The organism is Ferrovibrio terrae, assembly GCF_943371255.1.
GTDB classification, from domain to species: Bacteria; Pseudomonadota; Alphaproteobacteria; order Ferrovibrionales; family Ferrovibrionaceae; genus Ferrovibrio; species Ferrovibrio terrae_B.
In genome coordinates this window covers 1-21616 of sequence record NZ_CALRUC010000015.1, presented here as the reverse complement: position 1 = coordinate 21616, position 21616 = coordinate 1, and the positions used below count along the sequence as shown (strand labels likewise).

The 21616-nt window shown below is 63.5% G+C and carries 22 protein-coding genes and 1 tRNA gene; 8 read left to right on the top strand and 15 right to left on the bottom strand.

From position 1 onward, the window contains the following. Position 1 precedes the first annotated feature (1 nt). From AAG799_RS05535 to carA, 4 genes are read right to left on the bottom strand one after another with little or no spacing between them, the layout of a single operon-like run. Positions 2-862 carry an alpha/beta hydrolase gene (locus tag AAG799_RS05535; RefSeq protein WP_341894805.1) on the bottom strand — a complete coding sequence of 287 codons (861 nt, stop codon included), beginning with the start codon at positions 860-862 and terminating at the stop codon, positions 2-4. A gap of 23 nt (positions 863-885) precedes the next feature. Then, complete coding sequence (greA, locus tag AAG799_RS05530; protein WP_341894804.1) at positions 886-1359, bottom strand: transcription elongation factor GreA; 474 nt, start codon at positions 1357-1359, stop codon at positions 886-888. 21 nt (positions 1360-1380) lie between these two features. After that, entirely contained in the window at positions 1381-4614 is a 3234-nt protein-coding gene (carB, locus tag AAG799_RS05525) for a carbamoyl-phosphate synthase large subunit (protein ID WP_341894803.1), read from the bottom strand. A gap of 27 nt (positions 4615-4641) precedes the next feature. After that, the gene (carA, locus tag AAG799_RS05520; protein WP_341894802.1) at positions 4642-5817 is read right to left on the bottom strand and encodes a glutamine-hydrolyzing carbamoyl-phosphate synthase small subunit; all 1176 of its coding nucleotides are present in this window, start codon (positions 5815-5817) and stop codon (positions 4642-4644) included. Between the two features lie 291 nt (positions 5818-6108). On the opposite strand from carA, the gene AAG799_RS05515 reads away from it, so the two are divergent. From AAG799_RS05515 to AAG799_RS05500, 4 genes are all read left to right on the top strand, one after another. Beyond that, a complete protein-coding gene (locus tag AAG799_RS05515; protein WP_341894801.1) occupies positions 6109-6567 on the top strand; it encodes a GatB/YqeY domain-containing protein in 459 nt (152 codons plus the stop codon). Between the two features lie 60 nt (positions 6568-6627). After that, positions 6628-8469, top strand: coding sequence for a DNA primase (gene dnaG / locus AAG799_RS05510; RefSeq protein ID WP_341894800.1), 1842 nt, complete (start codon positions 6628-6630; stop codon positions 8467-8469). A gap of 71 nt (positions 8470-8540) precedes the next feature. Then, on the top strand, positions 8541-10643 hold the full coding sequence (gene rpoD / locus AAG799_RS05505; protein WP_341894799.1) for an RNA polymerase sigma factor RpoD: 2103 nt from the start codon (positions 8541-8543) through the stop codon (positions 10641-10643). Positions 10644-10723: 80 nt separating this feature from the next. Next, positions 10724-10800, top strand: a tRNA-Ile gene (locus AAG799_RS05500). Positions 10801-10816: 16 nt separating this feature from the next. On the opposite strand, the gene panE is transcribed toward AAG799_RS05500, so the two are convergent. The 6 genes from panE to AAG799_RS05470 form a co-directional block, all read right to left on the bottom strand. Then, the gene (gene panE, locus AAG799_RS05495) at positions 10817-11737 is read right to left on the bottom strand and encodes a 2-dehydropantoate 2-reductase (RefSeq protein ID WP_341894798.1); all 921 of its coding nucleotides are present in this window, start codon (positions 11735-11737) and stop codon (positions 10817-10819) included. 75 nt (positions 11738-11812) lie between these two features. Further along, a complete protein-coding gene (locus AAG799_RS05490) occupies positions 11813-12211 on the bottom strand; it encodes a hypothetical protein (RefSeq protein ID WP_341894797.1) in 399 nt (132 codons plus the stop codon). A 13-nt stretch (positions 12212-12224) separates the two neighbouring features. Continuing rightward, on the bottom strand, positions 12225-12524 hold the full coding sequence (locus tag AAG799_RS05485; protein WP_341894796.1) for a hypothetical protein: 300 nt from the start codon (positions 12522-12524) through the stop codon (positions 12225-12227). Next, entirely contained in the window at positions 12521-12844 is a 324-nt protein-coding gene (locus AAG799_RS05480; RefSeq protein ID WP_341894795.1) for a hypothetical protein, read from the bottom strand. The genes AAG799_RS05485 and AAG799_RS05480 overlap by 4 nt, the downstream gene beginning before the upstream one ends. Before the next feature lie 90 nt (positions 12845-12934). Then, positions 12935-14782, bottom strand: coding sequence for a sodium:solute symporter family protein (locus AAG799_RS05475; protein WP_341894794.1), 1848 nt, complete (start codon positions 14780-14782; stop codon positions 12935-12937). Positions 14783-14801: 19 nt separating this feature from the next. After that, positions 14802-15068, bottom strand: coding sequence for a DUF4212 domain-containing protein (locus AAG799_RS05470; RefSeq protein WP_341894793.1), 267 nt, complete (start codon positions 15066-15068; stop codon positions 14802-14804). A 171-nt stretch (positions 15069-15239) separates the two neighbouring features. On the opposite strand from AAG799_RS05470, the gene AAG799_RS05465 reads away from it, so the two are divergent. The 4 genes from AAG799_RS05465 to AAG799_RS05450 all read left to right on the top strand — a co-directional run bounded on the left by AAG799_RS05465 (position 15240) and on the right by AAG799_RS05450 (position 18349). Beyond that, positions 15240-15839, top strand: a complete 600-nt coding sequence (locus tag AAG799_RS05465; RefSeq protein ID WP_341894792.1) for a hypothetical protein — start codon at positions 15240-15242, stop codon at positions 15837-15839. 9 nt (positions 15840-15848) lie between these two features. Beyond that, positions 15849-16583, top strand: a complete 735-nt coding sequence (locus AAG799_RS05460; RefSeq protein WP_341894791.1) for a 3'-5' exonuclease — start codon at positions 15849-15851, stop codon at positions 16581-16583. A 7-nt stretch (positions 16584-16590) separates the two neighbouring features. Beyond that, on the top strand, positions 16591-18063 hold the full coding sequence (locus tag AAG799_RS05455) for a DUF294 nucleotidyltransferase-like domain-containing protein (protein ID WP_341894790.1): 1473 nt from the start codon (positions 16591-16593) through the stop codon (positions 18061-18063). Between the two features lie 70 nt (positions 18064-18133). Next, entirely contained in the window at positions 18134-18349 is a 216-nt protein-coding gene (locus AAG799_RS05450; protein WP_341894789.1) for a hypothetical protein, read from the top strand. On the opposite strand, the gene AAG799_RS05445 is transcribed toward AAG799_RS05450, so the two are convergent. The 5 genes from AAG799_RS05445 to moaB all read right to left on the bottom strand — a co-directional run bounded on the left by AAG799_RS05445 (position 18346) and on the right by moaB (position 21379). Further along, positions 18346-18621, bottom strand: coding sequence for a hypothetical protein (locus tag AAG799_RS05445; protein WP_341894788.1), 276 nt, complete (start codon positions 18619-18621; stop codon positions 18346-18348). The two genes, AAG799_RS05450 and AAG799_RS05445, sit on opposite strands and share 4 nt — an antisense overlap. Before the next feature lie 58 nt (positions 18622-18679). Then, positions 18680-19078 (bottom strand): MmcQ/YjbR family DNA-binding protein, encoded by a 399-nt coding sequence (locus AAG799_RS05440; RefSeq protein WP_341894787.1) that lies wholly within the window; start codon positions 19076-19078, stop codon positions 18680-18682. Further along, positions 19078-20223, bottom strand: coding sequence for a PA0069 family radical SAM protein (locus AAG799_RS05435; protein WP_341894786.1), 1146 nt, complete (start codon positions 20221-20223; stop codon positions 19078-19080). Before AAG799_RS05435 ends, AAG799_RS05440 begins: the two co-directional genes overlap by 1 nt. 27 nt (positions 20224-20250) lie before the next feature. After that, the gene (locus AAG799_RS05430; RefSeq protein ID WP_341894785.1) at positions 20251-20697 is read right to left on the bottom strand and encodes a GNAT family N-acetyltransferase; all 447 of its coding nucleotides are present in this window, start codon (positions 20695-20697) and stop codon (positions 20251-20253) included. A 106-nt stretch (positions 20698-20803) separates the two neighbouring features. Beyond that, entirely contained in the window at positions 20804-21379 is a 576-nt protein-coding gene (moaB, locus tag AAG799_RS05425) for a molybdenum cofactor biosynthesis protein B (protein ID WP_341894784.1), read from the bottom strand. Between the last annotated feature and the right edge of the window lie 237 nt (positions 21380-21616).

The following is a 21616-nucleotide window of genomic DNA, read 5'->3' as shown; positions in this document are numbered from 1 at the left end:
ATCATCCCCCTCGGCGCAGCATTGCGGCCATGGCGATTTGCAGGACCGCGCCAGGCTGTGCCATCTGGTCGACAATATCGAAGTGATGCTTATCCGGTGCCGTGATGGCGGTCACCTGCCCGCCACGTGCTTTCCATGCAGTAACGAAATCGTGTTGCTGCTGCAGGAAGGCCGGGGTTTCCGCGCCACCCACGGCACAGGTGAGCGGCGGCAGGCCGGACGTGCTGGCTGGCAGCAGCAGAAGCGGCGAATTGCGCGCGGCCACGGCATCGTCCATGCCCAGCCTGTCGTTCAGATACGTCAGGCGGATCGGGCGCAGGTCGTAGACCCCGGAGATCGAGAACCCACCCTTGACCAGATCGGCAGGCGCCTCTGTGTCCAGCGCCGGCCAGTCGGTCAACATGGCCATCAATGTCAGATGACCGCCGGCGGAATGCCCGCTGACATAGATGCGGTTGCGGTCATACCCATAGGCCGGCGCATGATGCCACAGCCAGAGCAACGCGCGGCGGATCGAAGCCACGATCTGGTCCATCCCCGCCTCGGGGCCGATCGGATAATTGACGGCCGCGACATTGGCCAGGCCGTCGCAGACGAAGCCATGGGCGATCAGCGAGGCTTCTCCCTTGCTCATCGCCTGCCAATAACCGCCATGAATGAAGACCAGCAGCGGCCCGCCGGGCGTGGCAAGTGTGAACAGGTCAAGGAGTTCACGCGGATGCGGGCCGTAGGCAAGATCGGCGTGACAGGGCAGTTCGGCCCGCGCGCGCGCGCTTTCTGTGGTCCAGCGCGCAATATCCCGCGGGTGCGTGGGAACAGCCTCGCGATTGTTATAAAGCTTGTCGAGGGTCGCGCGATCCATCCGGACTCCCTCGTTCAGTCGCCTTACTTGAAGGCGACTGACACGATCTCATAAGCCTTGGCGCCGCCTGGCGTCGAGACTTCAACATTCTCGCCAGCAGACTTGCCAACCAGCGCGCGGGCCAGCGGTGCCGTAATCGACAGCAGTCCGGCCTTGATATCCGCCTCGTCGGCGCCAACGATCTGGTAGGTGCTTTCCTCGTCGGTGTCTTCGTCGGCCAGCACTACCGTGGCGCCGAACTTCACCTTGTCGCCCGACAGCTTGGAAACATCGATCACTTCAGCGCGGCTGAGCTTGTCCTCAACTTCGAGGATTCGCGTCTCGATCCAGCCCTGACGCTCCTTGGCGGCATGATATTCGGCATTCTCGGACAGGTCGCCATGCTCGCGCGCTTCCGAGATCGCACGGATCACCGACGGCCGTTCGACCGACTTCAGGTTCTTCAATTCGGCTTCCAGACGCTGGTAACCGGTCGCGGTCATCGGAATCTTTTGCATCATTGCCTTCCTGTCAGACCGTCAAAAGTAAGCCTGGAGGGGGGTTACCGCAAGGCTCCCTGAACGCAAAGCCTCGATCGCCCGCACCGCCGCCTTGGCCCCGGCAATGGTGGTGAAATACGGAATCTTGTTCATCAGGGCGGTGCGACGAAGGTCGAAACTGTCGCGGATCGAGGCCGAGCCCTCGGAGGTATTGAACACCAGGTTGATGTCGCCATTCTTCATCGCATCAACAACATGCGGGCGGCCTTCCATCACCTTGTTGACACGCTTTACGGCAATGCCGTGCTCCTCGAAGAAGCGGGCGGTGCCGGCAGTGGCCACAACCTCGAAGCCCATCGCCACCAGCCGGCGGGTGGCATCCACCAGGCCGGGCTTGTCGCCATCGCGGACCGAAATGAAGACGCTGCCCTTCAGCGGCAGGACCGTGCCGGCAGCCAGCTGCGCCTTGGCAAAGGCGGTGCCGAAGTCATGGTCGATGCCCATGACCTCGCCGGTCGACTTCATCTCAGGGCCGAGAATGATGTCGACACCGGGGAAACGGGCAAACGGGAAGACGGCTTCCTTGACCGCAATATGATCGACCTTGTTTTCATGCAGGTTGAAGCTGGCGAGCTTTTCGCCGGCCATGACCCGCGAAGCGATCTTGGCCAGCGGCACGCCGATGGCCTTGGCCACGAACGGCACCGTGCGCGAGGCGCGCGGGTTGACCTCGAGGATGTAAACCACGCCATCCTTGACGGCATACTGGACGTTCATCAGGCCAACGACCTTGAGCGCGCGGGCAAGCGCCTCGGTCTGCCGCTTGATATCCTCGATGATCTCCGGCGCCAGGCTATAGGGCGGCAGGGTGCAGGCACTGTCGCCCGAGTGAATCCCCGCTTCCTCGATATGCTCCATGACACCGGCGACAAACTGCGTCTCGGCATCGGCCAGGCAGTCGACATCGACCTCGATGGCATCCGACAGGTAACTGTCGATCAGTACCGGGGATGAGCCGGACACCTTCACGGCTTCGGTCATGTAGCGTTCAAGCTGCGCGTTGCTGCGCACGATTTCCATGGCACGACCGCCCAGCACATAGGACGGCCGGATCACCACGGGATAGCCGATCCGGGCCACCACGGCACGCGCCTCGGCTTCCGAACGGGCAATGCCGTTGACCGGCTGCTTGAGGCCGAGTTGCTGCAGCAGCTGCTGGAACCGCTCGCGGTCCTCGGCCAGATCGATGGCATCGGGCGACGTGCCGAGGATCGGCACCTTTGCGGCTTCCAGGCCGGCGGCGAGCTTCAGCGGCGTCTGGCCACCGAACTGCACGATCACGCCGAGCAGCTTGCCCTTCGACATCTCGATGCGCACGATCTCGAGCACGTCTTCGACCGTCAGCGGTTCGAAATACAGGCGATCCGAAGTGTCGTAATCGGTCGACACGGTTTCCGGATTGCAGTTGACCATGATGGTCTCGAAGCCGGCTTCCTTCAGCGCATAGGCGGCATGGACGCAGCAATAATCGAATTCGATGCCCTGGCCGATGCGGTTCGGCCCACCGCCCAGGATCATCACCTTGGTGCGGTCCTGCGCCTGCGCCTCGCATTCGGCATTGGGGCCGAATTCGTAGGTCGAATACATATATGGCGTGCGGCTTTCGAATTCCGCGGCGCAGGTATCCACCCGCTTGAACACCGGCACAACGCCCAGCTTGCGGCGCGCGGCCGAAACCTCGGCTTCCTTGGCCTGGGTCAGTTCGGCCAGGCGCGCATCCGAGAAGCCCATGCGCTTTAGCGCCTGCAGGCCATCGGCATCCTTGGGCAGGCCGTCCTTGCGGACTTTTTCTTCGGTCTGCACCAGTTCCTCGATCTGTTCGAGGAACCACGGGTCGTATTTGCAGGCAGCATGGATCTCGGCAATGCTCAGGCCATGACGGAAAGCCTGCGCGATCACCAGCAGGCGATCCGGCGTCGGCTTGGCCAGCGCAGAGACGATGGCTTCCTTGCCATCGGGCTCATCGGCATTGGGAATGACCACCTCATTGAAGCCGTTGAGCCCGGTCTCCATCGAGCGCAGCACCTTCTGGATGCTCTCCTGGAAGCTGCGGCCCATCGACATCGCCTCACCCACCGACTTCATCGAGGTGTTCAGCAGGCGGTCGGTGCCGGGGAACTTCTCGAAGGTGAAGCGCGGCATCTTGGTGACGATGTAATCAATCGTCGGCTCAAACGACGCCGGCGTCACGCCGGTGATATCGTTCATCAGCTCGTCCAGCGTGTAGCCGATCGCCAGCTTGGCGGCGACCTTGGCAATCGGGAAGCCGGTTGCCTTGGATGCCAGCGCCGAGGAGCGCGACACGCGCGGATTCATCTCGATCACTACCATGCGGCCGTCGGCCGGATTGACGGCGAACTGCACGTTCGAGCCGCCGGTTTCCACGCCGATCTCGCGCAGCACCGCCATCGAGGCGTCGCGCATGATCTGGTATTCCTTGTCGGTGAGCGTGAGCGCCGGTGCGACGGTTACGCTGTCGCCGGTATGCACACCCATCGGATCGATATTCTCGATCGAGCAGATGATGATGCAGTTGTCCTTGCGGTCGCGGACAACCTCCATCTCATACTCTTTCCACCCCAGCACCGATTCATCGATCAGCACTTCGGTGGTGGGCGAGGCATCGAGGCCGCGCGTCACGATCTCGTCGAATTCCTCGCGCGTATAGGCGATACCGCCGCCGGTGCCGGCCAGCGTGAATGACGGACGGATGACCGCCGGCAGGCCCACGGTGGGCAGCAGCGCGCGGGCTTCGTCCAGCGTATGGGCGGTGCCCGAGCGCGGCATGTCGAGCTTGAGGCGGTTCATCGCCTGGCGGAACTGCTCGCGGTCTTCGGCCATCACGATGGCTTCGCGGCTGGCGCCGATCAGCCGGACGCCGAATTTCTTCAGCACGCCCTGCTCGTCCAGCTTCATCGCGGTGTTCAGCGCGGTCTGGCCGCCCATGGTGGGCAGCAGCGCGTCGGGGCGCTCCTTCTCGATCACCTTGGCGACGATCTCGGGCGTGATCGGCTCGATATAGGTGGCATCCGCCAGGCCCGGATCGGTCATGATCGTGGCCGGGTTGGAGTTGATCAGGATGACACGATAGCCCTCCTCGCGCAGTGCCTTGCAGGCCTGCGTGCCGGAGTAATCGAACTCGCAGGCCTGACCGATCACGATGGGACCGGCGCCGATGATCAGGATGCTTTTGATGTCAGTACGTTTGGGCATGATTCACCAGGGAGCGGGCGGTTAAGATCAACCGCGCTTCTGCTCCATCAATTTCGCGAAGCGTTCAAACAGATAGTGGCTGTCCTGCGGGCCGGGCGAGGCTTCGGGATGATACTGCACCGAGAAGACCGGCTTGTCGGTCAGCTTGATGCCTTCATTCGAGCCGTCGAACAGCGACACATGGGTGCGCACCACATTCTTGGGCAGGCTTTCCTCGATCACGCAGAAGCCGTGATTCTGGCTGGTGATCTCCACCTTGCCGGTCTCGATGTCCTTCACCGGATGGTTGGCGCCGCGATGACCGCGATCCATCTTGCCGGTCTTGCCACCGAGCGCGAGCGCCAGCATCTGGTGGCCAAGGCAGATGCCGAACACCGGCTTGCCGCTGTCGATCAGCGCCTTGATGGTCGGCACGGCATAGACGCCGGTGGCCGCCGGATCGCCGGGACCGTTGGACAGGAACACGCCATCAGGTTTATGGCGCAGCACATCCTCGGCGGTGGCGTTGCCCGGCACGACGGTCACCTTGCAGCCGACATCGGCGAGATTGCGCAGGATGTTGCGCTTGATGCCGTAGTCGATGGCAACGACGTGGAATTTCGGATTTTCCTGCTTGCCGTAGCCCTTGCCGAGCTGCCAGCGAGTCTCGTCCCAGCCATAGGTCTGGCGGCAGCTCACCTCGGCGGCGAGATCCATGCCTTCCAGCCCCGGCCAGGCCTTTGCCTTCGCGTGGAGCGCGGCGAGATCGAACTTGCCGGCCGCGTTATGGGCGAGCACGCCGTTCGGCGCGCCGAGATCGCGGATGCGGCGCGTCATGGCGCGCGTGTCGATGCCCGAAACGCCAACCAGGGCGCGCAGCTTGAGCCAGTCGCTCAAATGCGTGGCGCTGCGGAAATTGGACGGGCTGGTGATCGGCGCACGCAGGATCAGGCCGCGGGCGGCGATGCCCTGGGTCTCGATGTCTTCGGTGTTGGTGCCGACATTGCCGATATGGGGAAAGGTGAAGCTGATGATCTGGCCGGCATAGGAGGGATCGGTGAGGATTTCCTGGTAGCCGGTCATCGAGGTGTTGAAGCAGACCTCGCCCACGGTATCGCCTTCGGCACCCAACCCGTGACCCCAGAACACGCTGCCATCGGCCAGCACCACGACGCCGGTATAGCCCGGCCCGGGCGGTGCGGCGTATTTCGGTGTCTCGGCCATGGGGAACTCCATTACTCGGTCGGGCGGGGCAGGCATCAGGCCGCAAAAAGCCACCGGAGGCGGGCGCATCCGGTGGTACGGCACAGCTATTCACGATGATTGCGGCGGCGGCGGGCGCCGCTTCAACCGAGGCCGGAACATACCAAACCAACCGCCCCCGTCAAGCCCGGCACAAAGGTTAAAAGGCCAGCAAAATCATATATTTATTCCTTTTGCACCCGCGAGGCGTCTAGGCTATGCTGCGCGCCTTTCAAAAACCGCTCCGATTCCGTTACCGCTGGGGGACCACTGATGCTGCGCGAGACGCTCAACCAGGCGCTCAAGGACGCCATGAAGGCCAAGGATGCCCGCCGGCTGGCGACGCTCCGCCTGATCCTGGCTGCCCTGAAGGACCGCGACATCGCCGCCCGCACCTCCGGCGACGACCGCACCGGCATTCCCGACGACGCCATCCTCGCCCTGCTGCAGACCATGGTGAAGCAGCGCCGCGAGTCGATCACGCTCTATGAGCAGGGCGGTCGGCAGGATCTGGCGACCCAGGAAAAGGAAGAAATCGCGGTGATCGAGGGCTATCTGCCCAAGCAGATGTCGGATGCCGAGATCGAGGCCGCCGCCAAGGCCGCGATTGCCGAGGTCGGCGCCCAGGGCATCAAGGACATGGGCAAGGCGATGGCCGTTCTGAAGGCGAAATACACCGGCCAGATGGACACCGCCAAAGCAGCGGCTATCCTGAAAGGCCAGTTAAGCTGAGCGGCCCCGAGTCGGCCGAGTCGCCAGTTTTCCGGGGCCAAATGCCCTCCTGGGAGTAGCATGGCGTTTCCCGATTCCTTTCTGGAAGAGATCCGCAACCGGGTGCCGCTGTCCGGCGTGGTCGGCCGTTCGGTACGGCTGATCAAGCGCGGCCGCGAATTCACCGGCCTGTGCCCGTTCCATAACGAGAAGTCGCCGTCGTTTACGGTCAACGATGACAAGGGCTTCTTCCACTGTTTCGGCTGCGGCGCCCATGGCGACGTGATCGGCTTTGCCATGCGCAACGGCGGCCTGGCTTTCCCCGAAGCTGTCGAACAGCTCGCCATGGAAGCCGGCCTTGAAGTACCGCGCGTGCGGCCGGAAGACCGCGAAAAGGCCGACCAGGTCGCCACGCTGGGCAAGGCCATGGAAGAGGCCACCAAGTGGTTCCAGGCACAGTTGCAGGGCAATGTCGGCAACGAGGCGCGCGCCTATATCCAGAAACGCGGATTGAAGCAGGAAACCGTCGAGCGCTTCCGCATGGGCTATGCGCCGCAAAGCCGCACGGCGCTGAAGGAAGCGCTGCTGGCGCGCGGCATCCCCGAGCCGCTGCTGATTGAATCCGGTCTGCTGATCAAGCCCGAAGACGGCGGGCCGAGCTACGACCGTTTCCGTCATCGCGTGATGTTCCCGATCGGCGACCGCCGCGGCCGGGTGATCGCCTTCGGCGGCCGCGCCATGGACCCGGATGCACCGGCGAAATACCTCAACTCGCCCGAAACCCCGCTGTTCCACAAGGGACGCAATCTCTACAACCACGCGATTGCGCGCGAAGCCGCCCGCGAAAGCGGCACCGTTGTCGTGGTGGAAGGCTATATGGACGTGATCGCGCTGGCCCAGGCCGGCATCGACCATGCCGTGGCCCCGCTGGGCACCGCACTCACCGAGGAGCAGATCGCGCTGCTCTGGCGCCTGTCGGCCGAGCCGATCCTGTGTTTCGACGGCGACAATGCCGGCATCCGGGCCGCCATGCGGGCGGCCGACCGGGCCCTGCCCCTGCTGGAGCCCGGCCATTCCTTCCGTTTTGCCATTTTGCCCGGTGGCCAGGATCCGGACGATCTGGTGCGCAGCCAGGGCCGCAAGGCCATGGACGAGGTGCTGGCGGCAGCCCTGCCGATGGCCGACATCCTGTGGCGCAAGGAGACCGAGGGCCGGCCGCTGGACACCCCGGAGCGCCGGGCCGCGCTGGAGGCCGCCCTGTTCGAGGTGGCCCGCCAGATCAAGAATCCGGCGGTTCAGGGCCATTATCGCGACCATTTCCGCAACCGGCTGCGCACCCTGTTTACCCCGACCCGGACCTGGACCCCCAATCGTCCCGGGGGGAACCGCCCCGCCTATACCGGCCCCGGCTCCTGGAACAGGCCACCCGAGGGCGACAAGGGCCCGATGGCCAGCAATCTGGAAAGAACAGAAAAGGCCCTTCTGGCCGCCGTGGTGATGCATCCCTGGCTGCTGGAGGAGCATGGCGAGGCTTTTGCCGGCCTCGCCTTTCCCCCGGGGCCGCTTGACAGCCTTAAGAGCCGGATTCTAGAAGAAGCATCCCGCCATCCGGGTCTTGACGGCGAGGCCTTTGCAGCCCATTTGAGGCAGCGAGGACTCGGGCCCGCGCTCGACCTCGTAACTGGCGAGGCCGGCAAGATTTTGGAGCCGTTTGCGCGCCCCGATACCGAGCCGGATAAGGTCGAGCGAGGTTGGTGGCAGGCCGTGCAGCGCTACCGGTTGGCGGAACTGGAACAGGAACTGGCGGCGGCAGAGGCCGAATTGGCCAGTAATACCAACCCCGAGGCATGGCAGCGTTTCGTCGCCCTCAAGGCAGAGGTCGGCTCGGCACGCAGCCTGGTTTCGGTATCAGATACAGATTGAGGCCGTCCTCCCGGCAGATTTTGGGCGGACGGCTTTGTGTTTTTTAGAGATAGGACCAGTTAGGAACCGGCATGGCGAAACAAGCAGCTGCACCTGACACTGCGGAAGCTCCTGAAAAGGAAGAGACCGTTGACACACCGCTGATCGACGCATCGATGGCGGCGATCAAGCGCATGTTGGCGAAAGCCAAGGAGCGCGGCTACGTCACCTATGACGAGATCAATGCCGTGCTGCCGCCCGAGCATGTCTCGTCCGAGCAGATCGAAGACACCATGGCGATGCTGTCCGAAATGGGCATCACCATCGTGGAGTCCGAGGAGCAGGACGACGCCGGTGGCGCCGCCGCCGGTGAAAAGGACGAGGCGGAACAGGAAGTCGAGTCCGACGGCGAAGTCGCCGCCACGGCGCCGGCCAAGGCCGAGGTCGACCGCACCGACGATCCGGTGCGCATGTATCTGCGCGAGATGGGTTCGGTCGAGCTGCTGTCGCGCGAGGGCGAAATCGCCATCGCCAAGCGGATCGAGGCCGGCCGCGAGAAGATGATCGGCGCGATCTGCGAAAGCCCGCTGACCATTCAGGCCATCGTGAAATGGCGTGACGACCTGGTCGACGGCAAGATCCTGCTGCGCGACGTCGTCGATCTCGAAGCCACGCTGGGTGGCGGCGCCGAAGAGGCTGCCGCTGCCGGCATGGAAGGCGAAGAGGAAGACGGCGCCGAACCCAAGATGGTCGAGCCGAAGCTGCCGGTGAAGCTGGATCTGAAGCTGGATGCCAAGTCGGCCAAGGTTCTGGCCGAGGCAACCGGCACCGTGCCGAAGCTGGAAAAGAAGAAAAGCGACGGCCCCGCCATCGAAGGCGAAGTGGTCACCACGCCCGAAGAGCTGGACGAGGAAGACGAGGCCAACCTGTCGCTGGCCGCGATGGAAGCCCAGCTCAAGCCGATGGTGCTGGAAGCTTTCGATGCCATCGCCAAGCATTACAAGAAGCTGCAGAAGACCCAGGAAGAGCGGCTGCAGGCTGCCCTTGTGCATGCCGACATGGATGCCAAGAAGGACAAGACCTACGCCAAGCTGAAGCATGAGATGGTTCATCTCATGGAATCCGTGCATCTGAACAACACCCGCATCGAAATGCTGGTGGAGAACATGTACGGCCTGAACAAGCGGCTGATGATGCTGGAAGGCCGCCTGCTGCGCACCGCCGAGAGCTACAAGATTCCGCGCGACGAATTCCTGAAGCAGTATGAAGGCCAGGAACTCGACCCCAAGTGGCTCGCCAAGGTCGGCAAGCTGAAGTCGCACAAGGGCTGGCTCAAGTTCGGCGAAGCCGCCGTCAAGGACGTCACCCCGATCCGCGAGCAGGTTGCCGCCATCGCCACTGAATTCGGCCTGCCGATCTCGGAATTCAAGCGCATCTACAAGCAGGTGCGCGAAGGCGAGCGCGAAGCCAGCGTGGCGAAGAAGGAAATGGTGGAGGCCAACTTGCGCCTCGTCATCTCGATCGCCAAGAAATACACCAACCGCGGCCTGCAGTTCCTTGATCTGATCCAGGAAGGCAATATCGGCCTGATGAAGGCGGTTGATAAGTTCGAGTATCGCCGCGGCTACAAGTTCTCGACCTATGCCACCTGGTGGATCCGGCAGGCGATCACCCGCTCGATCGCCGACCAGGCCCGCACCATCCGTATCCCGGTGCATATGATCGAGACGATCAACAAGCTGGTGCGCACCTCGCGCCAGATGCTGCACGAAATCGGCCGCGAGCCGACACCGGAAGAGCTGGCTGCCAAGCTCGGCATGCCGCTGGAGAAGGTGCGCAAGGTGCTGAAGATCGCCAAGGAGCCGATCAGCCTCGAGACGCCGATCGGCGACGAGGAAGACAGCCACCTGGGCGACTTCATCGAGGACAAGAATGCCGTCCTGCCGGTGGATGCCGCGATCAACTCCAACCTGCGCGAAACCACCACGCGCGTGCTGGCGACGCTGACGCCGCGCGAGGAGCGCGTGCTGCGCATGCGCTTTGGCATCGGCATGAACACCGACCACACGCTGGAAGAAGTCGGCCAGCAGTTCTCGGTCACCCGCGAACGTATCCGCCAGATCGAAGCCAAGGCGCTGCGCAAGTTGAAGCACCCGAGCCGGTCGCGTAAATTGCGTTCGTTCCTGGATACCTGAGCCGTATCCGGAGCACGGAGATCAGGGCCCCGGTCTCAAAACCGGGGCCTTTTCTTAAGATGTCGTCTCTCGGGGTTTGTGGGCCTGTAGCTCAACTGGTTAGAGCCGGCCGCTCATAACGGTCTGGTTGCAGGTTCAAGTCCTGCCGGGCCCACCATCCCCTGCCCTTGCGATTATTTGGCCAGCCGGTTCTGGTAGACCGCCAGATGCGTATAGGCGAGCGACAGCAGCGGGGTCGACAACCCGGCCTTGCGCGCCCGCGCCAGCAGATCGCCGACGATCTGGTCAGCCTCCACCGCCGAGCCCTTCAGCAGATCGCGATACATCGACGAGGTATGGGCCGAGCCCGCCTTGGTCAGGGTCTCGCGCGTGTTGGCGACAAAGGCCTCCGTGGGCGCCACGCCAACCGCCTTCACTGTCGTCACAACCTCATCGATCAGGCCGAGCGCGAAATCGGTGCCGCCGGGCGCCGCCGCCACTTCGCCCACCGTGCCGCGCATCAGGCAGCACAGGCCGCCGAGTGCGGCGAGCAGGGTCCACTTCTCCCACATCTCGCGCTCGATATGCGGCGTCAGCTTGGCATCGAAGCCCGCATCCTTCAGCACCGCATCCAGCGCCAGAATCCGCGCGGAACTGCTGCCATCCATCTCGCCATAGGCCAGGTCGTGGAACTTGCCCATCTGGATCACGCGGCCCTGCTCGTCCATCTGGGCCGGAATGCGACACAGGCCGCCGATCAGAGCTGCCTTGCCGAAACGGGCCGTGATGGCATCGACATGCTTCATGCCATTCAGCACCGGCAGAATCATGGTCTGGGGGCCGGCAGCCTTCGCCATGTCATCCAGCGCGGCGTCGAGCTGATAGGCCTTCACGGTCAGGATGATGGCGTCGAAGTGCTGGTCGATCCGGTCAGCGGTGAGCAGAGCGGGTTTCAGCGTCACATCGCCATGCGGGCTGACGATCTGCAGGCCATCCTTCTGCAACTGGGCGGCACGACCCGGCCTGACCAGGAAGGTGACATCGCGACCGGCCTGGGCCAGGCGGCCACCGTAATAGCCACCGGTCGACCCGGCTCCGACAACAAGCAGACGCATGATTCCCCCTAAGATCGGTATGCAGACCATCCAACTACCGCACTGGGCAGAATGGTCAAGCATCACCAGCTGGCGCTATTTGAAGCTCGCCTTTGCGCCGCCGAGCCAGAACAGCAGGGCCAGCAGCCAGAACCCGACCGCAATCGCCGTCGTGTATAGCGCATAGCGCAGGTAAACCTCTCGCAGCGTCACGGTAATGATGCGCTGCGCCACTTCGGGGGCCAGTTCGATACGGCGATCAAGCAGTATCCACAGTTCGGTCTGCTTGTAGGAATGCCGCACCACCCATTCCGCTTTGATCAGCAGCACGCAGGCGACAATCATCGTCAGGATGGCGCCCGACTTGAGAGATTGAAGCGGCTCCGCAATCAGGCCGATCATGACGCAGAAAATCGCCAGTGCGGCAAAGAAGCAGCCGCGCCCGATCGAGAGTACCGCCAATGTCCGCACCCTGTACTTGTCGGGCTCGGCCATGGCGGCGCCCGTCTCAGGCCAGTCCGGGCAGGGTCAGCAGGATCGCGGCGCCCAGCCAGATGAACATCGATGTCTGGTCGGTTTCCTCGCGCCCGGTCAGACGCTCGAAAATGCCCGCCGGCACTGCCGACAGCATCAGGGTGGTGACGGAGACGATCAGAGACGTGCCGTAGAGCAGCACAATCCGGGTCGGAGGAACGAATTCCGGCAGCCAGACCGGCGCCATGATGAAGACCAGCGGCACGATGGGCGAAACGAAACCATTGAGCAGGGTGATGCCGAGAATGGCGATGAAAATGGTTTGCGGGCTCATGATACCGCCTGTGTCAGGCTGGGGGCCAAACCATTCGCGGCAAACAGGAAATGCGCCACGTACCGCAGGGCAAAGCACCAGAATGCCGTTACCAGCGGGATGAAGCGCAGATTCACAAAGCGTGGCGTGATCCAGTCGGTCATCCAGACCGCCCAGTTGGTCAGCAGATGGAAAAACCGGAAGATGTAATTCGGATGATCCGGCGGCAGAAAGGCCGTCATCATGAACCGTCCGATGCAGGTCCAGCCGATCAGTGCAAACGCATAGCTGACCGCCCAGTACGGCAGGTAACTCCAGAAAAAGTCAGGTTGTGAGGTCATTGAAAATCCGGAAAGAAAACTGGATGTGCAGACTACAAAAGAAAACGGCGGGGGCCAATGGCCCCCGCCGTCACTAACACGTCACTGCACTTAGTGCGAGATGGCGTCGTCGGCATTCGCCAGCTTCACGTCACCCTTCGGCACACGGATGCTGTCGATGAAGTCCTGCATTTCCTTCGCCGGGGCCGCTGTCATCAAGCTGACGACATAGGTCACGATGAAGGCCGCCGGGATACCGAACAGGCCACAGGAGATGTTCTTGACCCCGAACCACAGCGGCATGCCATAGAACTGGGTCATGATCAGGTAGTACAGGCAGACGCCGTAACCCGCGATCATACCGGCAACCGCGCCGGCATTGCTGGTCCGCTTCCACCAGATGCCCATCACCAGCGCCGGGAACAGACCCGAAGCGGCGATCGAGAAGGCCCAGGCCACCATCGCGAGGATGTGCGACGGCTTGGTCGATGCCACATAGGCCGAGATGATCGCCACCACGATCAGCAGCACGCGGCTGATGATCAGGCGACGCTTGGTCGCGGCATGTGGGTCGATCATGCGGTAGTAGACGTCATGGCTGAGCGCGTTGGCGATGGCGAGCAGCAGGCCATCGGCCGTGCTGAGCGCCGCTGCCAGACCGCCAGCCGCAACCAGGCCCGCGATGACATACGGCAGACCGGCGATTTCCGGCGTGGCCAGCACGATGGCGTCGGCCGAGATACGGAACTCGCTCAGTTGCAGGATGCCGTCGGCATTGCCCGTCACGCCCTTGCACAGCGCATACTGTGCCGCCGCATTGGCCGCATCGCAGGCGCCGACCAGACCGATCGCCCCCCACGACTGCACCCAGCCCGGCAGAGCGGTGATCTGCTGGCCGATCACGTTCTGGTACACTTCCAGCTTCGCGAACACCGCATAGGACGGCGCGGTGAAGTAGAGCAGGAAGATGAACAGCAGGCTCCACGCCACCGACTTGCGCGCATCACGCACGCTGGGCGTGGTGAAGTAGCGCATCAGGATGTGCGGCAGGGCGGCCGTACCGACCATGAGGCAGAGGATCAGCGCGAAGAAGTTCAACCCGTCGGTGAAGTTCATCACGCCCTTGGCATCGGCGAAGGCCGCGGTGTGGCTCTTGACCACGCCGAGGGCCGGCTCCAGTGCCAGGATCTTCTCCAGCGCCTGACCGTACATCAGCTGCGGGATCGGCACGCCGGTGACCTTGGCCGACATGATCATGACCGGGATCAGGTAGGCGATGATCAGGATGATGTACTGCGCCACCTGGGTCCAGGTGACCGCGCGCATACCACCGAGCATCGAGCAGACCAGAATACCGGCCAGACCGACGAACACCGCAACCTCGAACGAGATGCCGAGGAAGCGCGAGGCGATGATGCCGACACCGAAGATCTGCGCCGTCACATACGCGAACGAGGCAGAGATCAGCACGATCACGCCCACGAAGCGCGCGACGTTGCCGCCGTAACGGGCGCCGAGGAAGTCGGGCACCGTGTACTGGCCGAACTTGCGCAGGTATGGCGCCAGCAGGATCGACACCAGCAGGTAGCCGCCGGTCCAGCCCAGCACAAAGGCGAGGCCGTCATAACCCGACAGGTACAGCGTACCGGCCATGGCGATGAACGATGCGGCCGACATCCAGTCGGAGCCGGTGGCCATGCCGTTGTAGAAGGCGGGCACCTTGCGGCCGGCGACGTAGTACTCGCCCATTTCCGCCGTGCGCGACAGAACGCCGATCAGCGCGTAGACGCCGACCGTCATGAACACGAACAGATAGCCGATGATCTGGTTCGAGACCCCCATCTGTTCAAGGATGGCGAGCACGATCACGAAGGCGGCAAAGCCGCCCGTGTAAATTCCATAAATTTTACCGAGGTTATCGATAAAACTCTTACCCCCGGTTTGTGTGTTGTTTGCCATGATGGCGTTCCCCCCTGTTCTATTCGTCTTCGGCGACGCCGAACTCTTCGTCGATTGCGTTCTGCTTGGACGCGAACCAGAAGAGCGAGACGACGAAAGCAATCAGCGAGCCCTGCGCGGCCATGTAGAAGCCAAGCGGGAAGCCGATGAAGCTGATCTTGTTGAGCTGCGGTGCGAAGAAATGCACCACGAAGCTGAAGAAGAACCAGATACCCAGCATCGTCCACATGAGGCCGGAGGTCCGGCCCCAGTAGGCCTTAGCCTTTTCGGGAGTTAATTCTGACATGAAGCGCTCCTGCCCCTTGTTTATGATTTAGTTATTCGTCTGACGGCAGATTCGACCCGCACGCCAGCTTCGTGCAGTATAAGAGTCGGTTCTTGCCACAGCCCATTAGACCAAAGTGTAAGCGAGGTTGGGCAGGCAGTTATGCCAGCGTATCACAGGGGGAAATGCATTTTGCTGCGCCGCACACTCGAGTTCTTTTTTCCACCGTCGGTTTCGACACCCGAAGAGCTGAAGGCCTTCGCCGCCGGTGAGGCCTCTTATCTGGCGCAGAAAACGGTCATCGGCTATTGCCGGGTCAAGACCATGCTGGACTACGAGAAGTTGCTGACAGAGCCGGCTTTCCGGGACGCCCAGGAAAGTTGCCGCTGGGAGGCTTATGCCAGCACGCTGGGCGATATGCTGGTTCTGATCGAGGGCTGGCTGCGCCCCGGTGCGGAACCGGCCCGGCACAAGCTGGCCGATTCGCTGGCCGCTTTCTACCCGGCGATCCTGGGCCAGCATGTCCCGCCGCACCGCCAGGACTGGGCCGACAGCCTTGCCGCCTTTGAGCGGCGTTTCGCCCTCGCCCGTGCCTCCGAGCCGGCCGCCCCGGAACAGGTGGTGACGGAATCGGCAAAGCTGATCCATGAGCTGGTGCCGATTGCCGACCGGCTGAAGCGCAACGACCGCGAGGTGATCAATGGTGATCTGCGCATGCATATGCTGGCGGCACATAGCTCGATGCTGAAACGGTTCCGTCGTGATGCGCTGGTGGCAGCGCTGACGGGTTGAGGCGGCAGGATGCGGCGGGCGCTGAGCGGCGGATTCAATCGCATCCTGGCGCGGCTGCGCAGTCCGGCGCCGCCGCAACCGGCCATCACCCTGGCCGATGACGAACCGCTCGCCACGCTGCCCGCCCTGCTGCTGGATACCGAGACAACCGGGCTGGACGTGACGCGTGACCGTATCGTCTCGATTGCCGGCCTGTCCTATCGGGGCGGCATGGCCGAGCCGCAGCCTGCACTCGATTTTTTACTGCATCCCGGTATCCGCATCCCGAAGACGGCAACGGCGATTCACGGCATTGATGATGCGGTGGTGGCGACGGCGCCGACGCTGGCCCTGCTCTGGGGCGGCATCCAGCTGTTCTGGCAGGGGCGCGTTCTGGTCGGCCACAATATCGGCTTCGACATCGCGTTGCTGCGGCACGAGGCCGCGCGCCACCGCCTGCCCTTCCATGCGCCGGCCGGCGCACTGGATCTCGGCCTGCTCTATGCCGGACTGAAACCGCGCGCGACGCATATCACCCTGGAACGCATCGCCGAGGATTTCTCGGTAGTCGTCGATGGCCGCCATACCGCCCTGGGCGATGCCGAGACCACCGCAGGCATCTGGCGCCACATGCTGCCGGCACTCGGCCGCATCGGCGTTGCCACACTGGGCGACGCGCGCCGCCTGATTCAGCGCCAACGCGATCTGCTCCATCGCCAGGAGCGTGCCGGCTGGGCGCTCGAAATGCTGCTGCCGCCGCGATGAGGCAACCATGATCACTCCAGCCCCCGTCCTGCCCGATCTGGAACCCTATCGCCGTCGGGTGAGCGAAGCCATGCAGCAGCCGGTTACCGATATTGCGGCGGACGCCACCATGGCGGAGATCGCGCGCCGCATGAGCGCTGCCTCACATGGCGCCCTGCTGGTGCGCGACCAGTTCGATCGTCATGTGGGCATCCTGACCGAACGCGATATCACGCGCGCGCTCGGCCGCGACGGGGAAGCGGCATTGCGCCTGACCGCTGCCGACCTGATGACGCAGGACGTTGTCGCCATCGCCGAAACCGCCTTCCTGTTCCGCGCCATCGGCCGTATGCGCCGGCTCAACCTGCGCTACCTGCCGGTCACCGACAGCGCCGGCCGCTATACCGGGATGCTGACCGCCCGCAGCCTGCTGCGCCTGCGGGCACAGGATTCGCAGATGATCGCCGACGAGCTGGATGTGGCACAGACTGCGGCCGAACTTGGCCATGCCCGCGCCGCCCTGCCGCATCTGGCGGCAACCTTGCTGGGCGAAGGCTCCGATGCTCCGGCGGTCGCCGCCGTGATCTCCGGGATCTATGCCGACATGACCGCGCGCGCCGCCGCCATTGTCGAGGCCGAAGCCAACCAGGCCGGCACCCCTGCGCCGGCGCCATGGTGCATGCTGATCCTTGGCTCGGGCGGGCGCGGCGAAAGCCTGCTGAAACCCGACCAGGACAACGCCATCATCCATGCCGGCAGCACCGAGGATGATGGCTGGTATGCGCGCGCCGGCGAACGCATTGCCGCATTGCTCGACAGTGCCGGCATTCCGTTCTGCAAGGGTGGCGTAATGGCGAAGAACACCGCCTGGCGCGGCAGCCAGGGGCAGTGGCGCGCCCGCGTAACCGAATGGATCGCCCGCCACACGCCAGAAGCCCTGCTCAACGTCGACATCTTCTACGACCTGCAGCCGGTCTACGGCACGCTTCGTCTGGGCGATTCTCTGCGCACCGAGGCGCTGGCTGCGGCGCGCAGCTCGCCACTCTTCCTGCGCCTGCTGGCCGAGCAGTCGGCACGGCTGCAGCCGGCTCTTGGCCTGTTCGGTCAATTGAAGGCCGATGCCGATGGCCGCATCGACCTCAAGCTCGGCGGCCTGCTGCCCCTGGTCAGCGGCGCCCGCCTGATGGCCCTGCGTCTGGGCACGGCCGCCACCAGCACGGCGGCACGCCTGCAGGCGGTCGGTCAGGCCGGCCTGATCGGCGACAGCGACATCGCAGGACTGATCTCCAGCCATGGCCTGCTGCTCGACCTGACCCTGCGTCAGCAGATCGCCGATCTGGCCGCCGGCCATATACCGGGCAGCCGCATCGACCTGGCAAGCCTGCAGCGGCCACAGCGCGACCGACTCAAGGCGGCGCTGAAACATGTGTCGCTGCTGCCCGAGATGGTGCAGGGCGTGCTGACGGCCGCCACGACACCGGGCAGCGGGAAACCCTCCTGACTTGAGCCGGATCAATGCCGGCCGGGTCGACCTGCCGCATCCTGGTTCTGCAGCAACGAGGAAGACAGCGATGACGAGCACCTGGGAACTGGTCCATGGCCATGTCGAGGCCGCCCTGGCAGATGCGACCAGGGCTTCGATAACACCTGATGCGGTGGCCAGCACCCTGATCAGTGAAGCGGTACGAATTCTGAAAGGCCACCGCACACTCGACGACGTCCGCGCCGAGCTGCAATTCGCCATCGAGAATCTGCAGGACCGCGATTATGAGTTTATGCGACCCTAGTCAGAATCCATATTCTCATCGCCCAGCGACATCACGGCAATCCCCATCTGGATACTGCCCATCGTCAGTCCGGTGAAGAACCAGAGCAGCAGAAGTGGCAACGGATGACCGACGGCACCGATCAGCAGATGCCCGAGCCCGAATGCATTGCTCCACAGGACCGCGCCGACGAACACCGCGGCCAATCCAAAGCCGATCAGCGCATGCCGTAGCAGGAACAGCACCTGTGCACGCCAAGACTGCCGTTCTGTATGTCGCGAGGCGAAAGTCATTCTGCAGTATCGGGTCCTTTTACACCCGGATGTAGCAGACATGTCGTCGCAGGCCGGGTTAATCCCCCGGCAACAGGGCAGCCAGTTTTTTCGGCGCGATCAGGCGATAGCTGCGGCGCACCAGTTCAGCCACTTCCCTCCAATCAACCCGGCGATCCAGCCACATGCCGACCCATCCCTTGTGGCCCAGGTAGGGCGGGACAAAGAAACGGTCCGGATCGGCACCCACCAGCAACTTCTGGCTGCCCGGCTGCGCCTTGCACCAGACGGCGGGGCGCTCCGCGATAGCGCTTTCCAGCGCGAAGATCTTGCCGCGAATGCGATAGGTTGGAATCTCCCAGGTCTCGCGCTCCTCCGCTTCCGGCAAGGCGAGGCAAATCACACGCAGGCGTTCCGTCGGCGTCTTCGGCGCCATCTTGCGCACGTCGTTTTTCTTCGGCACCTGATATTTTGCCATCAGAACAGCCTGCCCTGCCGGACATCGAGTTCGGGATGGCGAAACAGATCCCGGCGCAGGCGCAGGCGACGTTCGTTGAAACCGATGCGCTTGATTGCCAGCTGGAAGCGCTGGGCCAGCAATTGGGCATAGGCGCCCTCGCCACGCATACGGTCGCCGAAATCGGCCACATAGTCTTTGCCGCCGCGCGAGTCCTGCACCAGCTTCATCACCTTGCTGGCGCGGTCGGGGTAATGCTCCTGCAGCCATTCCCGCCACAACTCCTTCAACTCATAAGGCAGCCGCAGCAGCACCCAGCCCGCTTCACGCGCGCCGGCCGCCCAGGCGGCTTCCAGCAGGCGTTCCAGTTCCATGTCGTTGACGGCCGGGATCATCGGCGCCGTCATCACGCCACAGGGAATGCCGGCCTCGTTGAGCATGCGGATCGCGTCCAGCCGCTTGGGCGGCGTGGAGGCACGCGGCTCCATGGCCCGTGCCAGCTTGCGATCCAGCGTGGTGAGCGAGACAAACACCTTCACCAGGCCGAGCTTGGCCATCTCCGACAGGAGGTCGATATCGCGGGTGACCAGATGGTTCTTGGTCACGATGCCGAGCGGGTGGCGGGTTTCCAGCAGCACCTCCAGGATCGAGCGGGTGATCTTCTGCTCGCGCTCCACCGGCTGGTAAGGATCGGTGTTGGTGCCCATCGACAGGGTGGCAACCTGGTAATTGCGGTTCGCCAGCTCCTTGCGCAGCAGCGCGGCGGCATTGGGCTTGATGACAATCTGCGTTTCGAAATCCAGCCCGGGCGAAAACCCCAGATAGGCATGGCTCGGCCGCGCAAAACAGTAGATGCAGCCATGCTCGCAGCCGCGATAGGGATTGATCGAGCGGTCGAAGGGAATGTCGGGCGACTTGTTCCAGGCGATGATGTGCCGCGTGCTGTCTTCATGCAGCACGGTCTTCAGCGGCTCGGCCTCCTCCAGATTGTCCCAGCCGTCATCCTCGCGCTGGCGCGTTTCGGTGTCATAGCGGCTGCGCACCGCCGAAACCGCGCCGCGGCCGCGCCGGGCATCGGGATGCGCCTGGTCGGCGGGCACGGAAATGGCGCGCGCGGTGAATTTCTTCATGGCGCCGAGTATGCCGCGCCAATGAGAACATTTCAAGAACTATCGGATGTTGGAAAACCGCGCTTACAACTCGATATTGTACCGCACAAAGGGCGCCCGCTTGGCGACCCGTTCGTACAGCCGGCGCGCCGTGCCGTTGAATTCCTCGGTCTGCCAGTAGAGCACGGCGGCCCCCTTGGCCTTGCTGATCTCGGTGACGGCGGCGATCAGCCGGCGGCCGATGCGTTTGCCGCGCGCTGCCGGCACCACGAACAGATCCTGCAGATAAACATTGCCGCCCATGTTCCAGGTGGAGGGATGCAGCAGATACTGCACCAGCCCGAGCGCCACATCGCCCTCCCAGGCCATCAGCCCTTCGACGGCATCTTTCGGATCGATCAGGCGCTGCCAGGTGAAATCGGTGACCGCCGCCGGCACGCTCTTTTCATAGAAGGCGAGATAGCCGAGCCAGAGCGGCTCCCACTGTGCGCGCTCGGAGGCTGCAACTTGACGGATGACGATATCGGACATGGCGACACTTTCTGCAGTTTTTACCTGACCCGATTACCGCGAAAGCGGTTCTAGGATAAGCGCCAGTTCCTGCAAAACCTATAGGGCCAGTTATCGCCGCGCGGCGTTACTTGCCGCCGCCGCGCCGCTCATGCTCGCGCAGGCGCGGAAACAGCTCGACGAAATTGCAGGGCTTGTGGCGGTAGTCGAGCTGGTCTTTCAGGATCATGTCCCAGGCATCGCGGCAGGCCCCGGGCGAGCCGGGCAGCGCGAACAGGTATGTGCCGCGACAGACGCCGGCCGTGGCACGCGACTGGATCGTGGAGGTGCCGATCTTCTGGTAGCTGAGCATGCGGAACAGCTCACCGAAGCCCGGAATGCTTTTCTCGTAGATGCCCTCGAAGGCCTCGGGCGTCACATCGCGACCGGTGACGCCGGTGCCACCAGTGGCGAGGATGACATCGACAGTGTCATCGTCGATCCAGTCGGTCAGTTGCCCCTGAATCTCGCCGACCTCGTCTTTGACGATGGCGCGCGCCGCCAGCATATGGCCGGCCTCGGTCAGCCGTTCGGCCAGCGTATTGCCCGACTTGTCATCCTCAAAACTGCGGGTATCGGACACGGTGAGCACGGCAATGCGCACCGGCACGAACAGGCGCTTGCCCTCGGCGTCAATGAAGGACTGGGGAGAGAGTTCGGTCATGGCGCGGCTCCTGAAAGCAGAGACGGCCTTAACCTATGATCTGCGACAGGCCGCGGCTAGGCGTCAGTTCTTTTTTTCCGCGCGCTGATCGCCGCGGTCGAAGCCGCGATAGACCGGCCAGCTGCCGGTCATGGTGGCGCTGAGCGAGGTATCGGGCTGGCCGATACGGGTGCGGTAGATCCAGTAGTTGGTCAGCACGCGCTGCACGAAATTGCGTGTCTCGCCCAGCGGAATGGT

Excerpts from the sequence above, each read along its gene's own strand:
- AAG799_RS05535 (WP_341894805.1), bottom strand. The coding sequence starts at position 862 with ATGGATCGCGCGACCCTCGACAAGCTTTATAACAATCGCGAGGCTGTT.
- greA (WP_341894804.1), bottom strand. The coding sequence starts at position 1,359 with ATGCAAAAGATTCCGATGACCGCGACCGGTTACCAGCGTCTGGAAGCC.
- carB (WP_341894803.1), bottom strand. The coding sequence starts at position 4,614 with ATGCCCAAACGTACTGACATCAAAAGCATCCTGATCATCGGCGCCGGT.
- carA (WP_341894802.1), bottom strand. The coding sequence starts at position 5,817 with ATGGCCGAGACACCGAAATACGCCGCACCGCCCGGGCCGGGCTATACC.
- AAG799_RS05515 (WP_341894801.1), top strand. The coding sequence starts at position 6,109 with ATGCTGCGCGAGACGCTCAACCAGGCGCTCAAGGACGCCATGAAGGCC.
- dnaG (WP_341894800.1), top strand. The coding sequence starts at position 6,628 with ATGGCGTTTCCCGATTCCTTTCTGGAAGAGATCCGCAACCGGGTGCCG.
- rpoD (WP_341894799.1), top strand. The coding sequence starts at position 8,541 with ATGGCGAAACAAGCAGCTGCACCTGACACTGCGGAAGCTCCTGAAAAG.
- panE (WP_341894798.1), bottom strand. The coding sequence starts at position 11,737 with ATGCGTCTGCTTGTTGTCGGAGCCGGGTCGACCGGTGGCTATTACGGT.
- AAG799_RS05490 (WP_341894797.1), bottom strand. The coding sequence starts at position 12,211 with ATGGCCGAGCCCGACAAGTACAGGGTGCGGACATTGGCGGTACTCTCG.
- AAG799_RS05485 (WP_341894796.1), bottom strand. The coding sequence starts at position 12,524 with ATGAGCCCGCAAACCATTTTCATCGCCATTCTCGGCATCACCCTGCTC.
- AAG799_RS05480 (WP_341894795.1), bottom strand. The coding sequence starts at position 12,844 with ATGACCTCACAACCTGACTTTTTCTGGAGTTACCTGCCGTACTGGGCG.
- AAG799_RS05475 (WP_341894794.1), bottom strand. The coding sequence starts at position 14,782 with ATGGCAAACAACACACAAACCGGGGGTAAGAGTTTTATCGATAACCTC.
- AAG799_RS05470 (WP_341894793.1), bottom strand. The coding sequence starts at position 15,068 with ATGTCAGAATTAACTCCCGAAAAGGCTAAGGCCTACTGGGGCCGGACC.
- AAG799_RS05460 (WP_341894791.1), top strand. The coding sequence starts at position 15,849 with ATGCGGCGGGCGCTGAGCGGCGGATTCAATCGCATCCTGGCGCGGCTG.
- AAG799_RS05455 (WP_341894790.1), top strand. The coding sequence starts at position 16,591 with ATGATCACTCCAGCCCCCGTCCTGCCCGATCTGGAACCCTATCGCCGT.
- AAG799_RS05450 (WP_341894789.1), top strand. The coding sequence starts at position 18,134 with ATGACGAGCACCTGGGAACTGGTCCATGGCCATGTCGAGGCCGCCCTG.
- AAG799_RS05445 (WP_341894788.1), bottom strand. The coding sequence starts at position 18,621 with ATGACTTTCGCCTCGCGACATACAGAACGGCAGTCTTGGCGTGCACAG.
- AAG799_RS05440 (WP_341894787.1), bottom strand. The coding sequence starts at position 19,078 with ATGGCAAAATATCAGGTGCCGAAGAAAAACGACGTGCGCAAGATGGCG.
- AAG799_RS05430 (WP_341894785.1), bottom strand. The coding sequence starts at position 20,697 with ATGTCCGATATCGTCATCCGTCAAGTTGCAGCCTCCGAGCGCGCACAG.
- moaB (WP_341894784.1), bottom strand. The coding sequence starts at position 21,379 with ATGACCGAACTCTCTCCCCAGTCCTTCATTGACGCCGAGGGCAAGCGC.